Source organism: Paracoccus sp. 22332, from assembly GCF_052045125.1.
Classification (GTDB): domain Bacteria; phylum Pseudomonadota; class Alphaproteobacteria; order Rhodobacterales; family Rhodobacteraceae; genus Paracoccus; species Paracoccus haematequi_A.
In genome coordinates this window covers 166,295-180,036 of record NZ_JBQEOI010000005.1, presented here as the reverse complement: position 1 = coordinate 180,036, position 13,742 = coordinate 166,295, and the positions used below count along the sequence as shown (strand labels likewise).

13 protein-coding genes are annotated in these 13,742 nt (G+C 67.4%); 9 read left to right on the top strand and 4 right to left on the bottom strand.

Annotated features, from left to right (window positions below):
* Positions 1 to 25: 25 nt before the first annotated feature.
* Positions 26 to 637, top strand: coding sequence for a glutathione S-transferase family protein (locus ACTJI6_RS08095; protein WP_440799466.1), 612 nt, complete (start codon positions 26 to 28; stop codon positions 635 to 637).
* Here the strand turns inward: ACTJI6_RS08095 and ACTJI6_RS08090 are convergent.
* Positions 626 to 2,062, bottom strand: a complete 1,437-nt coding sequence (locus ACTJI6_RS08090) for a cobyric acid synthase (RefSeq protein ID WP_440799463.1) — start codon at positions 2,060 to 2,062, stop codon at positions 626 to 628. The two genes, ACTJI6_RS08095 and ACTJI6_RS08090, sit on opposite strands and share 12 nt — an antisense overlap.
* A 72-nt stretch (positions 2,063 to 2,134) precedes the next feature.
* On the opposite strand from ACTJI6_RS08090, the gene secG reads away from it, so the two are divergent.
* Both secG and ACTJI6_RS08080 read left to right on the top strand, forming a co-directional pair.
* Positions 2,135 to 2,635 (top strand): preprotein translocase subunit SecG, encoded by a 501-nt coding sequence (gene secG, locus ACTJI6_RS08085; RefSeq protein WP_440799460.1) that lies wholly within the window; start codon positions 2,135 to 2,137, stop codon positions 2,633 to 2,635.
* Between the two features lie 151 nt (positions 2,636 to 2,786).
* Positions 2,787 to 4,430 carry a CTP synthase gene (locus tag ACTJI6_RS08080; RefSeq protein ID WP_126152812.1) on the top strand — a complete coding sequence of 548 codons (1,644 nt, stop codon included), beginning with the start codon at positions 2,787 to 2,789 and terminating at the stop codon, positions 4,428 to 4,430.
* A gap of 48 nt (positions 4,431 to 4,478) precedes the next feature.
* Here the strand turns inward: ACTJI6_RS08080 and ACTJI6_RS08075 are convergent, their stop codons facing one another.
* Positions 4,479 to 5,030, bottom strand: coding sequence for a LabA-like NYN domain-containing protein (locus tag ACTJI6_RS08075; RefSeq protein WP_126152811.1), 552 nt, complete (start codon positions 5,028 to 5,030; stop codon positions 4,479 to 4,481).
* 91 nt (positions 5,031 to 5,121) lie between these two features.
* Between ACTJI6_RS08075 and folK the strand changes: the two genes are divergently transcribed.
* From folK to ACTJI6_RS08050, 5 genes are all read left to right on the top strand, one after another.
* On the top strand, positions 5,122 to 5,721 hold the full coding sequence (folK, locus tag ACTJI6_RS08070; protein ID WP_440799455.1) for a 2-amino-4-hydroxy-6-hydroxymethyldihydropteridine diphosphokinase: 600 nt from the start codon (positions 5,122 to 5,124) through the stop codon (positions 5,719 to 5,721).
* Positions 5,722 to 5,792: 71 nt separating this feature from the next.
* A complete protein-coding gene (gene rpoZ, locus ACTJI6_RS08065) occupies positions 5,793 to 6,146 on the top strand; it encodes a DNA-directed RNA polymerase subunit omega (protein WP_126152809.1) in 354 nt (117 codons plus the stop codon).
* Between the two features lie 30 nt (positions 6,147 to 6,176).
* Positions 6,177 to 8,291: a RelA/SpoT family protein gene (locus tag ACTJI6_RS08060; protein WP_126152808.1), complete on the top strand. Its 2,115-nt coding sequence runs from the start codon at positions 6,177 to 6,179 to the stop codon at positions 8,289 to 8,291.
* Positions 8,292 to 8,327: 36 nt separating this feature from the next.
* Positions 8,328 to 8,975: a DUF2062 domain-containing protein gene (locus tag ACTJI6_RS08055; protein WP_440799451.1), complete on the top strand. Its 648-nt coding sequence runs from the start codon at positions 8,328 to 8,330 to the stop codon at positions 8,973 to 8,975.
* Positions 8,976 to 9,067: 92 nt separating this feature from the next.
* The gene (locus tag ACTJI6_RS08050; RefSeq protein WP_440799448.1) at positions 9,068 to 10,420 is read left to right on the top strand and encodes an esterase-like activity of phytase family protein; all 1,353 of its coding nucleotides are present in this window, start codon (positions 9,068 to 9,070) and stop codon (positions 10,418 to 10,420) included.
* Positions 10,421 to 10,486: 66 nt separating this feature from the next.
* On the opposite strand, the gene ACTJI6_RS08045 is transcribed toward ACTJI6_RS08050, so the two are convergent.
* On the bottom strand, positions 10,487 to 11,842 hold the full coding sequence (locus ACTJI6_RS08045; RefSeq protein ID WP_440799445.1) for an alpha,alpha-trehalose-phosphate synthase (UDP-forming): 1,356 nt from the start codon (positions 11,840 to 11,842) through the stop codon (positions 10,487 to 10,489).
* A complete protein-coding gene (otsB, locus tag ACTJI6_RS08040) occupies positions 11,842 to 12,588 on the bottom strand; it encodes a trehalose-phosphatase (protein WP_440799442.1) in 747 nt (248 codons plus the stop codon). The genes ACTJI6_RS08045 and otsB overlap by 1 nt, the downstream gene beginning before the upstream one ends.
* Before the next feature lie 147 nt (positions 12,589 to 12,735).
* Here otsB and ACTJI6_RS08035 point away from each other — a divergent pair, with 147 nt between their 5' ends.
* Complete coding sequence (locus ACTJI6_RS08035) at positions 12,736 to 13,701, top strand: NAD(P)H-dependent flavin oxidoreductase (protein WP_440799439.1); 966 nt, start codon at positions 12,736 to 12,738, stop codon at positions 13,699 to 13,701.
* Positions 13,702 to 13,742 lie beyond the last annotated feature (41 nt).

Here is a 13,742-nt window from a genome sequence, read left to right as displayed (position 1 = left end):
TCGCAATCGAACGGGAGGGATCGCCATGAGACTGTTCTACGCGCCGGGAACCTGTGCCCTGGCCCCCTGGATCGCGCTTCGCTGGGCGGGTGCGGACTTCGAAGCGGTCAGGGTCGATTACGCGTCCCCGGACTTCCGGCGCGTCAATCCGCTGGCGCAGGTGCCCGCGCTGGATCTGGGCGGGCCGCGCGCGATGACCCAGGCGGATGCGATCCTGGGCTATATCGCCGAAACCCATCCCGCCGCCCGGCTTGGTCCCGACGACGACGCGATGGGCCGGTTCGAATTCGCCGAAGCCATGGCCTTCCTGACCGGCGACTTCCACCCCGCCTTCTGGCCGCTGTTCAGCCCGCAGCGCTTTACCGCCGATCATGCGCCGCCATCGCTGGACAATGTGAAAAAGGCGGCCGAGGCGCGGGTGGATCGGGTGATGACCTATCTGGACAGGCTGATCGGCGCCGAGGGCCATGTCTATCGCGACCGTCGGACGGTGGCCGATGCCTATGCCTTCGTCATGGCGCGGTGGTCGGCCAAGGTGGCGAAGACCTGGAAGGATTATCCCAATATCGCGCGGCTGTTCGACCGGATGAATGCCGATCCCGACGTGGCCGAGGTGCTGCGCCTGTCAGCCGCCTGAGGCCACCGCCAGCAGCCCGCCCACGTCCAGGTGCGCTTCGAGATGGGCGGCCAGTTCGTCCAGCGTCCGGTCCACCCCGGATTCGTATCCCGGCCGCGACGGCGCGCCCAGCCGCGCCAGCCAGGCCGCGCGGAAGGCATCGTCCGAGAACAGCCCGTGCAGATAGGTGCCCGCGACCCGGCCATCGGCGCTGTGTGCGCCGTCGGGACCGGGGATATGGGCGAAGGGCCGCGCGCAGTCGGGGCCAAAGGTGCGGCCCATATGGATCTCGTATCCCGTCACCGGCTGGCCCAGGGCGGTGCCGCCGATCCGCTCCAACCGCTTGTCGGCGGCCATCGCGGTCTCCACGTCCAGCAGGCCGAGGCCCGCGACCTCGCCCACCGCCCCGTCGCTGCCCGAAGGGTCGCGGATCACCCGGCCCAGCATCTGATAGCCGCCGCAGATGCCCAGCACATGCCCGCCGCGCCGGTGGTGGGCGATCAGATCGGTGTCCCAGCCCTGCGCGCGCAGGAAGGCCAGGTCGCCCAGCGTGGATTTGGTGCCCGGCAGGATCACCAGATCCGCATCGCCGGGGATCGCCCGGCCCGGCCCCAGCATGGTCAGCCGCACAGCGGGTTCAGCGGCCAGAGGGTCCAGGTCGTCGAAATTCGCGATCCGCGACAGGCACAGACAGACCACATGCAGCCCCTCGCCTTTCCAGGCCCGCAGATCCACCGCGTCCTCGGCGGGCAGGCGATGCGCCCCGGCGAACCACGGCACCAGGCCAAAGCCGCGCCAGCCGGTGCGCGCCTCGATGAGGCGATAGCCGTCGTCGAACAGGCGCGGATCGCCCCGGAACTTGTTGACCAGAAATCCCCGGATCATCGCCGCATCCCCGGCGTCCAGAACCGCCTGGGTGCCGACGATCTGCGCGATCACCCCGCCCCGGTCGATATCGCCCGCCAGCACCACCGGCACGCCCGCCGCCCGCGCGAAGCCCATATTGGCGATGTCGCGGGGGCGCAGGTTGACCTCGGCCGGGCTGCCCGCGCCTTCCACGATCACCAGGTCATGCGCCGCACGCAGGCGGGCGAAACTGTCCAGCACGCCTTGCAGCAGACGAGGACGCAACGTCGCATAATCGCGCGCCTCGGCCCGCGCCACGGCGCGGCCTTGCAGGATCACCTGCGCGCCGGTGTCGGTCTCGGGCTTCAGCAGGACGGGGTTCATGTCGGTCACCGGCTCCAACCCGCAGGCGCGGGCCTGCAAGGCATGGGCGCGGCCGATTTCCCCGCCATCGGCGGTCACGGCGGCGTTGTTCGACATGTTCTGCGGCTTGAAGGGCGCCACCGACAGGCCCCGGTGCCGCGCCGCGCGGCACAGGCCCGCCACCAGCAGCGACTTTCCGACATTCGATCCGGTGCCCTGGATCATCAGCGCAGGCATGGTTCACACTCGCTTGCCATCATCTGCCCGGATGACTAGATAGGCGCGTCCGAAAGCGAAAGGCCGAAAGCCGTGGAAAACGTCGTCCTGACCATCCATCTGATCCTCGCGGTGCTGCTCACCGGGGTGGTGCTGCTGCAACGATCCGAGGGTGGCGGGCTTGGCATGGGCGGCGGTGGCGGTGGTGTCATGACCGGCCGCCAGGCGGCCAATGCCCTGACGCGGCTGACCTGGATCTTCGGCATCGCGCTGTTCGTGACCTCGATCGCGCTGACCATCATTGCGGCGCGGCAGGTGTCGAACAGTTCCATCATGGACCAGTTGGGCGTGCCCGCAGGCCGTCAGGAATCGACGCTGCCGCAGGTTCCGGCCTATGTGCCGCCGCCCTCCAGCGGCGCGGCGGGCGATCCGCTGACGCCGCCCCTGCCGGAAGCGGCCGCCCCGGCGAACGACACCGCCACGCCCGAGGCGGCGGCACCGGCCGCCGAACCCGTGGCGCCGCCTGCGGCCACGACGCCTGCGGCTGATGCGCCCGCGGCCCCTGCCCCGGCCAGCCCGGCGCCCGCCAACTAAGCACACCACAACTAGGGGCGGCGCCTTTCCGCCCCACATCAACTTGCGGTCCATTGCGGCCACGGGGCGAATCGGCTATATCTCAAGTCCCGTGATGCTGGCTGTCCAACGGCCCGCAGCCAAACAGAATTTGCATCTCACGGGGGCCTTCATGGCGCGTTACATCTTCATCACCGGCGGCGTCGTGTCCTCGCTTGGCAAGGGCCTGGCCTCGGCGGCCCTAGGCGCGCTGTTGCAGGCACGGGGCTTCACCGTGCGGCTGCGCAAGCTGGACCCCTATCTGAACGTCGATCCCGGCACCATGTCGCCGTTCGAGCATGGCGAGGTCTTCGTGACCGATGACGGCGCGGAAACCGACCTGGACCTGGGCCATTACGAACGCTTCACCGGAGTCGCCGCGCGGCGCACGGACAGCGTGTCCTCGGGCCGGATCTACTCCAACGTGCTGGAAAAGGAACGGCGTGGCGAATACCTGGGCAAGACCATCCAGGTCATTCCCCACGTCACCAACGAGATCAAGGACTTCCTGGCCATCGGCGAGGATGAGGTCGATTTCATGCTGTGCGAGATCGGCGGCACCGTGGGCGACATCGAGGGCCTGCCCTTCTTCGAGGCGATCCGCCAGTTCATCCACGAACGCCCGCGCGGCCAGTGCATCCTGATGCACCTGACGCTGCTGCCCTATCTGGCGGCCAGCGGAGAGCTGAAGACCAAGCCCACCCAGCACAGCGTCAAGGAACTGCAATCCATCGGCCTTGCCCCCGACGTGCTGGTCTGCCGGTCCGAACACCCGATCCCGGAAAAGGAACGCGCCAAGATCGCGCTGTTCTGCAACGTGCGCCCCGACGCGGTGATCCCCGCCTATGACCTGAAGTCGATCTACGAGGCGCCGCTGGCCTATCACCGCGCGGGGCTTGACCGCGCGGTCCTGGACGCCTTCGCCATCAGCCCCGCCCCGCGTCCAGACCTGTCCAAATGGGAGGACGTGATCGACCGGCTGGAAAACGCCGAAGGTGTGGTCCGCATCGCCGTGGTCGGCAAGTATACCCAGCTTGAAGACGCCTATAAATCCATTGCCGAGGCGCTGACCCATGGCGGCATGGCCAACCGCGTCCGCGTAAAAGCCGACTGGGTGGACAGCGAAAAGCTGGAAGGCGAAGGCGCGCATCTTCTGGACGGCTATCACGGCATCATCGTGCCCGGCGGCTTCGGCGAGCGCGGCACCGAAGGAATGCTGGCCGCCGCGAAATATGCGCGCGAAAAGAAGGTGCCCTATCTGGGCATCTGCCTGGGGATGCAGATGGCCGTGATCGAGGCCGCCCGCAACCTGGCCGGGATGCCCGACGCCGGATCCGAGGAGTTCGACCACGAGGCGGGCAAGACGCGCTTCACCCCCGTCGTCTATCATCTGAAGGAATGGGTGCAGGGCAACTACACCGTGCAGCGCAAGGTGACGGACGACAAGGGCGGCACCATGCGCCTTGGCGCCTATACCGCGATGCTGACCCCCGATTCGCGGATCAGCGAAGTCTATGGCGGCGCAACCGAGATAGAGGACCGCCACCGCCACCGCTACGAGGTCGACGCGACCTATCGCGAGGCCCTGGAACAGGCGGGCCTGTGCTTTTCGGGCATGTCGCCCGACGGCAAGCTGCCCGAGGTGATCGAATACCCCGACCACCCCTGGTTCATCGGCGTGCAGTCCCATCCCGAACTGAAGTCCAAGCCCTTCGCCCCGGCGCCGCTGTTCGCGGGCTTCATCCGGGCGGCGATGCAGGAGGGGCGGCTGGTGTGACCTGCCCCCGGCCTTGATGGCCCGCAGCGGGACAGCGGGCCTTGTCTCTCAGACCTCGCCCGACTGCTGTTCGCGCGGCGGCCGCCCCACGATGTCGCGCAGCGCGTCCAGTTCGATGAAGTTGTCGGCCTGCCTGCGCAGGTCGTCGGCGATCATCGGCGGCTGGCTGCGGATCGTGGACACGACCGACACGCGCACGCCCTGGCGCTGCAAGGCCTCGATCAGGGGGCGGAAATCGCCGTCGCCCGAAAAGATCACCGCATGGTCCAGGCGGGGGGCAAGCTGCATGGCGTCGATGGTCAGTTCGATGTCCATGTTGCCCTTGACCTTCCGGCGGCCCATTGTGTCGGTGTATTCCTTGGCGGGCTTCGTCACCACGCAATAGCCGTTGTAGTGCAGCCAGTCGACCAAGGGGCGGATCGGGGAATAATCCTCGCCCTCCATCAGCGCGGTATAATAATAGGCGCGCATCAGCTTGCCGCGCCGGTCGAATTCCTGCCTCAGCAGCTTGTAGTCGATGTCGAAGCCCAGGGCCTTGGCGGAAGCATAGAGATTGGCTCCGTCGATGAAGATCGCCAGGCGATCATCCTTGTAAAACATTTTTGTTGCCTTCAATGGAATTGCTCGTTCAACACGCGGGCGAAGCGCGCCGTGACGGCCTTCGCAGACTTCATAGAACGAACAGGGGCCTATGGAAAACTTGTCTTTCGGTATCGTTTCCCTGGGCGCGAACCTGCCATCGGCAAGGGGCGACGCGGCCCGAACTCTGCGCGATGCCCTGCCGATTCTGCACGCAAACCCGGATATTTCAATAGAAGCGGTCAGCCGCATCTGGCACACGCCCGCCTTTCCGCCGGGATCCGGGCCGGATTACGCCAATGCGGTGGCGGCGATTCGCACCGGCCTTGAGCCGCGGGCGCTGCTGGACCGTCTGCATGGGATCGAGGCTGATTTCGGGCGCGACCGCAGCACGGGCCGCTGGTCGGCGCGGGTGCTGGATCTGGACCTGATCGCCCTTGACGACCGGATCCTGCCCGATGCCGCGACGCTGCGGCACTGGATGGATCTGCCCCCGGACCGGCAGCGGGTCGTGGCGCCCGACCAGTTGATCCTGCCCCATCCCCGGATGGCCGATCGCGGCTTCGTCCTGGTCCCCCTGGCCGAGATCGCGCCCGGCTGGCGCCACCCCTTGACCGGGCAGTCGGTGTCAGAGATGGTGGCGCGACTTGGACCCGGTGCCCTGTCGGGCATGACACCGCTTGCGCCCGGCAGCGGGCTTGCCGATGCTTGACAACGGCGCATGGGGGGTTCAGAATCTCGATTTCGCCCCGGATACCCGATTCGCAACTGCACAGGTGAGACATGGCCCGCGTAACGGTCGAAGACTGCGTCGACAAAGTCCCGAACCGCTTTGATCTGGTGATGCTGGCCTCGCATCGCGCGCGAGAGATCGCCGCAGGCAGCCCGCCGACGGTGGATCGCGACAACGACAAGAACCCGGTCGTGGCCCTGCGCGAGATCGCCGAGGAAACGCAGCCGGTGGATGATCTGCGCGAACGGATGATCGAATCGACCCAGACCCAGATCGAGGTCGATGAGCCGGAAGAGGACGCCATGGCCCTGCTGCTGGGCGCCGAGGTGGATCGCCCCCGCCCCGCCGACGAGGAATCCGAGGAACGGATGCTGCGCATGATGCTGGAAGCGAACCAGCGTTAAGGTCACGAAAACAGGGGTCTTCGGCAAAGAATGATTGATGTCGAAGACCTTATCGCGCTTGTCCGCAACTATAACCCGCGCAGCAACGCGACCCTAATCCGCGACGCCTATGAATACGGGATGCGGATGCACGAAGGGCAGTTCCGCCAGTCGGGCGAACCCTATTTCACCCACCCCATCGCCGTCGCCGCCATCCTGACGGAAATGCGGCTGGACGACGCGACCATCGTCACCGCCCTGCTGCACGACACGGTCGAGGATACCCGATCCACCAAGGAAGACCTGACCGCCACCTTCGGAGCCGAGATCGCCGATCTGGTCGATGGCGTCACCAAGCTGACCAATCTGGAACTGTCCAGCGCGCAGTCCAAGCAGGCCGAGAATTTCCGCAAGCTGTTCATGGCTATGTCCCGCGACCTGCGGGTGATCCTGGTCAAGCTGGCCGACCGGCTGCACAACATGCGCACGATCCGGTCAATGCGCCCCGAAAAGCAGGTCAAGAAGGCGCGCGAGACGATGGACATCTATGCGCCGCTGGCCGGGCGCATGGGGATGCAGTGGATGCGCGAGGAGCTGGAGGATCTGGCCTTCAAGGTCATCAACCCCGAGGCGCGCAATTCCATCATCCGCCGCTTCGTCAGCCTGCAACGGGACAGCGGCGACATCATTGGCCAGATCACCGCCGACATCCGGGTCGAACTGGAACGCGAGGGGATCGAGGCCGATGTCTTCGGCCGCGCCAAGAAGCCGTTTTCCGTCTGGCGCAAGATGCAGGAAAAGCAGCTGGCTTTCTCGCGGCTGTCCGACATCTATGGCTTCCGCATCATCACCCGGTCGGACATGGACTGCTATCGCGCGCTTGGGGTGATCCATCAACGCTGGCGCGCCGTGCCCGGACGGTTCAAGGATTACATCAGCCAGCCGAAATCGAACGGCTACCGATCCATCCACACCACCGTCTCGGGCCGCGACGGCAAGCGGGTCGAGGTGCAGATCCGCACCCGCCAGATGCACGAGGTCGCCGAATCCGGCGTCGCGGCCCACTGGGCCTATCGCGACGGCGCCCGCACCAAGAACCCCTTCGCGGTCAACCCCGCGGAATGGATCGACAGTCTGACCGACCGCTTCGAGGACGAGGACCACAACGAGTTCCTGGAAGCCGTCAAGCTGGAGATGTACCAGGACCAGGTGTTCTGCTTCACGCCCAAGGGCGACGTGCTGCAACTGCCCAAGGGCGCGACGCCCATCGACTTTGCCTATGCGATCCACACGCGGCTGGGCAATTCCTGCGTCGGCGCCAAGGTGGACGGGATCCGCGTGCCGCTGTGGACACGGCTGAAGAACGGCCAGGCGGTCGACATCATCGCCGCCTCGGGTCAGCGCCCGCAATCGACCTGGCTGGACATCGTGGTGACGGGCCGCGCCAAGGCCGCGATCCGCCGGTCCCTGCGCGAGGAAGATCGCGACCGCTTCATCCGCCTGGGCCGCGAACTTGTCCGCGTCAGCTTCGAACATGTCGGCCGCAAGGTCACCGACAAGGCGCTGCGCACCGCCGCCAAGCAGATGGGCATCGCCGACGGCGACGAATTGCTGGCCCGGATCGGCAGCGCGGAAAACTCCGCCAAGGAGGTGTTGCAGGTCCTGTATCCCGACCTGGCCGCCCATCAGGACGAGATCGACGGCACCCGCCCCTTCGCCGGGGTCGAGGCGGACGCGGACTTCAAGCGCGCGTCCTGCTGCCGCCCGCTGCCCGGCGAACGGATCGTCGGCATCACCTATCGCGGCAAGGGCGTGGTGATCCACGCCATCGACTGCCCGGTGCTGGCGGAATACGAGGACAGCCCCGACCGCTGGGTCGACGTGCAATGGCGCGCGGGCCGCCACCCGGCGGTCTATTCCACGATGCTGAGCCTGACGATCCGTCACGATGCCGGGGTGCTGGGACGGATTTGCAGCCTGATCGGGGCGCAGGGGGCCAATATCTCGAATCTTGAATTCATGGACCGCAAGCCCGACTTCTACCGGATAGAGGTCGAGGTCGAGTTGCGCGACCAGGAGCATCTGCACAACCTTCTGACCGCGCTGGAAGCGGAAAGCGATGTCGCGCAGGTTGCACGCATCCGCGATATCGCGAAGAAACCCTGAAACGGGCATTGTCCGGGGCATAAGGGAACGACAGCCGTGTTCAAGCGCAGCAAGCCGCGCACATATGGGCAACTGGCCAGCGAATTCGTCTATCCGCCGGGCGGGTTCCGGCGGTCCACCACCTATCTGTGGTATCGCCTGCGCCGCCTGCCCGACCAGCCGCACCGCATCGCGCGCGGCGTGGCGGCGGGGGTGTTCCTGTCGTTTTCCCCGCTGCACGGGTTTCACTTCATCGTCGCGGCGCTGCTGTGCCTGGCGATCCGGGGCAATGTGCTGGCGGCCTTCGTGGGCACCTTCGCGGGCAATCCGCTGACCACGCCCTTCATCGCGCTTGGCGCGGTGGGGCTGGGGCGGACCATCCTGGGCCTGCCCGGCGACATGTCGCCCCAGGTGATCTTCCGCGAATTCGCCCATGCCACGGCGGAAACCTGGCACAACGTCATGTCGGCCTTCGGCCCCGGCCCCACCAGCTGGAGCGGGCTGGCCGAGTTCTGGCACGGCATCTTCCTGCCCTATGCGGTCGGCGGCGCGGTCATGGGCGCGATCGCCGCCGCGCTGTCCTATTACATCACCATCCCGCTGGTGCGGCGCTATCACCGGCGCAAGGGGCGCAAGATGGAGGCACGGATCGCCCGTGTGCGCCAGGCCTCGGACGGCGGGGGTCCGGGGGACGCGACGGGCTGAGGCAGGTTTCATCGCCCTGCCACATCAATGCCGCATCGCTGTCACGATCCCGGCCTAGCAGGTGCCTTCGAAACCGACGAAGGAAACCGCCGATGCGCCCGATCCTGGCCTTGCTGGCCTGCTCTGCCGCCCCCCTCCTGACCACCGCCGCCCTGGCCGAGGACAGCTTTCCCGCCACGCTGGCCGGTCACGCGACCCTGCCCGCCTTCACCATGGCGACGCCCCCCGCCGATGCGCCGCGCGACCTGTGGGTGTCGGGCAAGTTCACCGGCAAGACCCGCAACGAGACGCCGATGTCGGTCGAAGGCGACGTGGGCAAGACCTATGGCGGCCACAAGACCGGCGTCTCGCTGCCCTTCATCGGCCAGCCGGTGCAGGGCATGTCGGGCCTGGCGATGAACCGCGACGCGGATGGAAGCTGGTTCACGCTGACCGACAACGGCTTCGGGTCCAAGCTGAACAGCCCCGATGCGATGCTGTTCTTCCACCGCATGCAGCCCGATTTCGAGACCGGCGCGGTCGAGCGCCTGGAAACGGTCTTCCTGCGCGACCCCGACCACAAGGTGCCCTTCCGCATCGCCAACGAGGGGACCGAGGGCCGCTATCTGACCGGCGCGGATTTCGACCCGGAAAGCATCCAGTTCCTGAACGACGAAATCTGGATCGGCGACGAATTCGGCCCCTTCGTCCTGCGCGTGGCCCGCGACGGGCGGGTTCTGTCGGTCCACCAGACGATGCTGGACGGCGCGGCGCTGACCGGCCCGGACACGCCCGGCAGCACGGTTCCCGCGCAGCCCGGCACCGATTACCGCGTCCAGCGGTCGGGCGGATACGAGGGCATGGCCCTGCAACCCGGCACCGGCCTGCTGTGGGGGATGCTGGAAAAGCCGCTGCTGGCCGAGGGCGGCCAGCCCGAGGGTGACTTCCTGCGCGTCATCACCTTCGACACCGCGAAGGGCGGCTGGACCGGCGACAGCTATCGCTTCCGCCTGGCCGAGGGCGCGACGGCGATCGGCGATTTCAACTTCATCGACGACACCCGCGCCCTGGTCATCGAACGCGACAACGGCGAAGGCGACGCCGCCCGCGCCTGCGCCGATGGCGCGGCCGACCAATCCGCCTGCTATCCCCTGCCCGCGCGCGTCAAGAACGTGGTGCTGGTCGATACCGCCAGCGTCGATGCCGAGGGCTTCATCCGCCGTATCGGCCATATCGACCTGCTGGACATCGCCGATCCCGACAACAAGGCCCCCCAAGGGCTGTCGGCGGACGGCAGGTTCAGCTTCCCCTTCTTTACCATCGAGGACGTGGCCCGCGTCGACGACACGCATATCCTGGTGGCGAACGACAACAACCTGCCCTTCTCGGGCGGGCGCGAGATCGGCAAGGCGGCGGATAACGAGTTCATCCTGCTGTCGGTGCCGGAATTGCTGTCCGCGCGCTGAGGCGGCACGGGCGGGGGACTTCGCGTCCCCCGCACCCCCTGCGGGATATTTGGGCGAAGATGAAGATCAGCCGGGGGCCTGCGCCAAGGCCCGAAGATAGGTCGCCGACCACCAGCCGACATCCTGTTCGACCACGCCGCGCAGCAGCGCCGCGTGGCGGTCGCGGCGTTCGTCCAGCGGCATGGCGATGGCCTGCTGCATGGCCTGGGCCAGTTCCCAGGGGTCGTGGGGGTTGATGATCAGAGCCTCGGTCATCGCCTCGGCCGCGCCGGCGAAGCGCGACAGGATCAGAACGCCCGGATCGGCGGCGTTCTGGGCCGCGACATATTCCTTGGCCACCAGGTTCATGCCGTCGGCCAGCGGCGTGACCAGACCCACGCGGGACTGGCGATAGAGGCCCGCAAGCTCGTTGCGGGGGATCGGGCGGTGGATGAAGCGGATCGGCGTCCAGTTGACGGTGGCGAACTGGCCATTGATGCGGCCCGCCAGATGTTCGGTTTCCTCGCGGATCTGCTGATAGGCCTCTACGGATTCCCGTGTCGGCGGCGCGATTTGCAGCAGCATCACCTGTTCGGTCAGCGAGGGGTCGTTTTCCAGCAGGTACTGGAAGGCCCGGAACCGCTGCGGGATGCCCTTGGAATAATCCAGCCGGTCCACGCCGATCATCATCTGCGATCCGGTCAGGCTGCGCATCCGGTCTTCCTCGCGCGCGCCCTCGGCCTCGGCGACGAAGGAAGCGGCGTCGATGCCGATGGGAAAGACGCCCGCGCGGATATGGCGGTCAGCGATGCGGAAATCATGGTCCGACACCTGTTCGGCATCGGTCAGGCTGCGGGCGCTTGCGGCGAAGTTGTCCAGGTCGCGCTGCGCCTGGAAGCCCAGCAGGTCGTAATGAGACAGCCATTCGAACAGCTCTGGCGGGTTCGGCAGCGTGGCGCAATCGGCGGGGCCGGGAAAGGGGATGTGCAGGAAATGCCCGATCGGACCCCGGACCCCCAGCTTGCGCAGCTCTCCGGCCAGCGGGAACAACTGATAGTCGTGGATCCAGATCCGGTCGCCCTCGCGGAGATGCGGGGCCAGCAGCCGGGCGATGCGTTCGTTGACCCGGCGATAGCCGTCCAGGTATTCCGGCAGGATCCGCATCAGATCCGCGCGGCCATGGCAGACCGGCCACAGCACGGAATTGGAATAGCCCCGGTAATATTCGTCGTGGTCCTGCGGCGTCAGGTCGAAGGAGGCGCGCTGGAACGCCGCCCCTTCATGGAAGGCCAGGGCCTCGGCCGGATCCTCGACCGTCTCGCCCGAAAAGCCGACCCACAGCCCGCCCGAGGTGCGCAGCGCGTCCTGCAACGCGACCACCAGACCGCCCGAGGGGTTGTCGCCCAGCGGAATGCGGTTCGAGACGGCGACAAGACGCGACATCAGCGCAGGCCCCCCAGGGCTTCGTCCAGCCAGCGGGCCAGGGCGGCGGGGTCGTCCAGCCGGTATCGCGCGACGGTATCCCCGGCGCCGATCTTGATGCCGTCCCCGCCAAGCGCCTGGGCGCGGGCCATTGCCGGTTCGTCCGTCAGGTCGTCGCCCGCATAGACCGGGACGCGGCCCGCGAAGGGCGGCATCGCCATCAGCCGGTCCAGGGCGCCGTCCTTGCCCGAGCCGGCCGGGCGCAGTTCCACCGCCATCTTGGCGGGTTGCAGGATCATGTCGGGATGGGCGGCGGCCAGGTGCTGCATCACCTCCTCGACCACCGCGCGCAGCGAGGGATCGGCGCGGTAATGCAGCGCGACGCCGTGCGGCTTGCGTTCGACCAGAATCGCGGGATGCGCAGCGACCGCCCCGGCCGCGGCGGCGTGCAGGGCGGGAATGTCCAGATCGGCGTCGTGGGTCGCCGTGATGTCCTTGCCGCCCAAGGCCAGTTCGGCCCCATGGCTGCCCGCCATCGCGCCGGGAAAACCGGGCAGATAGCGCCGCAGATCCGCCACGTCACGCCCCGAGACCAGCGCCACCGCCCCGCCTAGGGCATCGTGCAGCCGTTCCAGCCGGTCGGCCAGTCCCGAAGGGACCGACACGGCATCGGGGCGGGGGGCGATCTCGACCAGACAGCCGTCGAAATCGAGGAAAAGGGCGGTGTTTGCGGTCAGGGCGGGAAGGGACAGGGCTGGCGGCTGCATTGGCGCGCATTCTCCTTTGCAACAGGGATCCGAAACTCTAACCCCTTGGGACGGCATCGGTTTCACGAAAGCGCGAGATTTTCCGCCGCGTTACCATTGCCCCGCGCCGCCTGCCGCGCCATCGTCGTGCCAGACCCGGAGGATCACATGCTGCCACCCATCCTGCAAGACCTGCGCATTCCCGTCGTCGCCTCGCCGATGTTCATCGTGTCAGGCCCTGACCTGGTGATCGCGCAATGCAAGGCCGGGATCGTCGGCAGCTTCCCGGCCCTGAACGCCCGCGAGAAGGACTGCGAGCCGCCCCTGCTGGACGCCTGGCTGACCCGCATCAGGGAGGAGTTGGACCGCCACAACCAGGCCAATCCCGACCGGCCCGCCGCGCCCTTTGCCGTGAATCAGATCGTCCACCGCAGCAACGCCCGGCTGGACCGCGACATCGAGATCTGCCACCGCCACAAGGTGCCGATCTGGATCACGTCTCTGGGCGCGCGGGTCGAGGTGAATGAGGCCGCCCATGACTGCGGCGGCATCGCACTGCATGACGTGATCAACAACGTCTTCGCGAAGAAGGCTATTGAAAAGGGCGCGGACGGTCTGATCGCGGTGGCGGCGGGCGCGGGGGGCCATGCCGGGCCGCTGTCGCCCTTTGCCCTGGTCCAGGAGATCCGCGACTGGTTCGATGGCCCGCTGCTGCTGTCGGGGGCCATTGCCACGGGCCGGGCGGTGCTGGCGGCGCAGGCCATGGGGGCCGACCTGGCCTATATCGGCAGCCCCTTCATCGCCACGGCCGAGGCGAACGCGCCCGCCGACTACAAGCGGATGATCACCGAAAGCGGGGCGATGGATATCGTCACCTCGTCGCTGTTCACGGGGGTGTCGGGGAATTACCTTGCGCCGTCGATCCGGGCGGCGGGGCTGGACCCGGACAACCTGGACACGGCGGACGCATCCAGCATGAATTTCGGCGGCAACGCAGCCAAGGCCAAGGCCTGGAGCCAGATCTGGGGATCCGGCCAGGGGATCGGCGCGGTGCGCGACATCGTGCCCGCCGCAGCGCGGATCGACCGGCTGGCCGCCGAATATGCCGCCGCGAGGGCCGCGATCTGCGGCTGACCTTTGCGATCCGCGCCCGGCGCCCCATATTGGGGCGGAAC

Coding starts and splice junctions, on each gene's coding strand:
- ACTJI6_RS08095 (WP_440799466.1), top strand. CDS start 26: ATGAGACTGTTCTACGCGCCGGGAACCTGTGCCCTGGCCCCCTGGATC.
- ACTJI6_RS08090 (WP_440799463.1), bottom strand. CDS start 2,062: ATGCCTGCGCTGATGATCCAGGGCACCGGATCGAATGTCGGAAAGTCG.
- ACTJI6_RS08080 (WP_126152812.1), top strand. CDS start 2,787: ATGGCGCGTTACATCTTCATCACCGGCGGCGTCGTGTCCTCGCTTGGC.
- ACTJI6_RS08075 (WP_126152811.1), bottom strand. CDS start 5,030: ATGTTTTACAAGGATGATCGCCTGGCGATCTTCATCGACGGAGCCAAT.
- folK (WP_440799455.1), top strand. CDS start 5,122: ATGGAAAACTTGTCTTTCGGTATCGTTTCCCTGGGCGCGAACCTGCCA.
- rpoZ (WP_126152809.1), top strand. CDS start 5,793: ATGGCCCGCGTAACGGTCGAAGACTGCGTCGACAAAGTCCCGAACCGC.
- ACTJI6_RS08060 (WP_126152808.1), top strand. CDS start 6,177: ATGATTGATGTCGAAGACCTTATCGCGCTTGTCCGCAACTATAACCCG.
- ACTJI6_RS08050 (WP_440799448.1), top strand. CDS start 9,068: ATGCGCCCGATCCTGGCCTTGCTGGCCTGCTCTGCCGCCCCCCTCCTG.
- ACTJI6_RS08045 (WP_440799445.1), bottom strand. CDS start 11,842: ATGTCGCGTCTTGTCGCCGTCTCGAACCGCATTCCGCTGGGCGACAAC.
- otsB (WP_440799442.1), bottom strand. CDS start 12,588: ATGCAGCCGCCAGCCCTGTCCCTTCCCGCCCTGACCGCAAACACCGCC.
- ACTJI6_RS08035 (WP_440799439.1), top strand. CDS start 12,736: ATGCTGCCACCCATCCTGCAAGACCTGCGCATTCCCGTCGTCGCCTCG.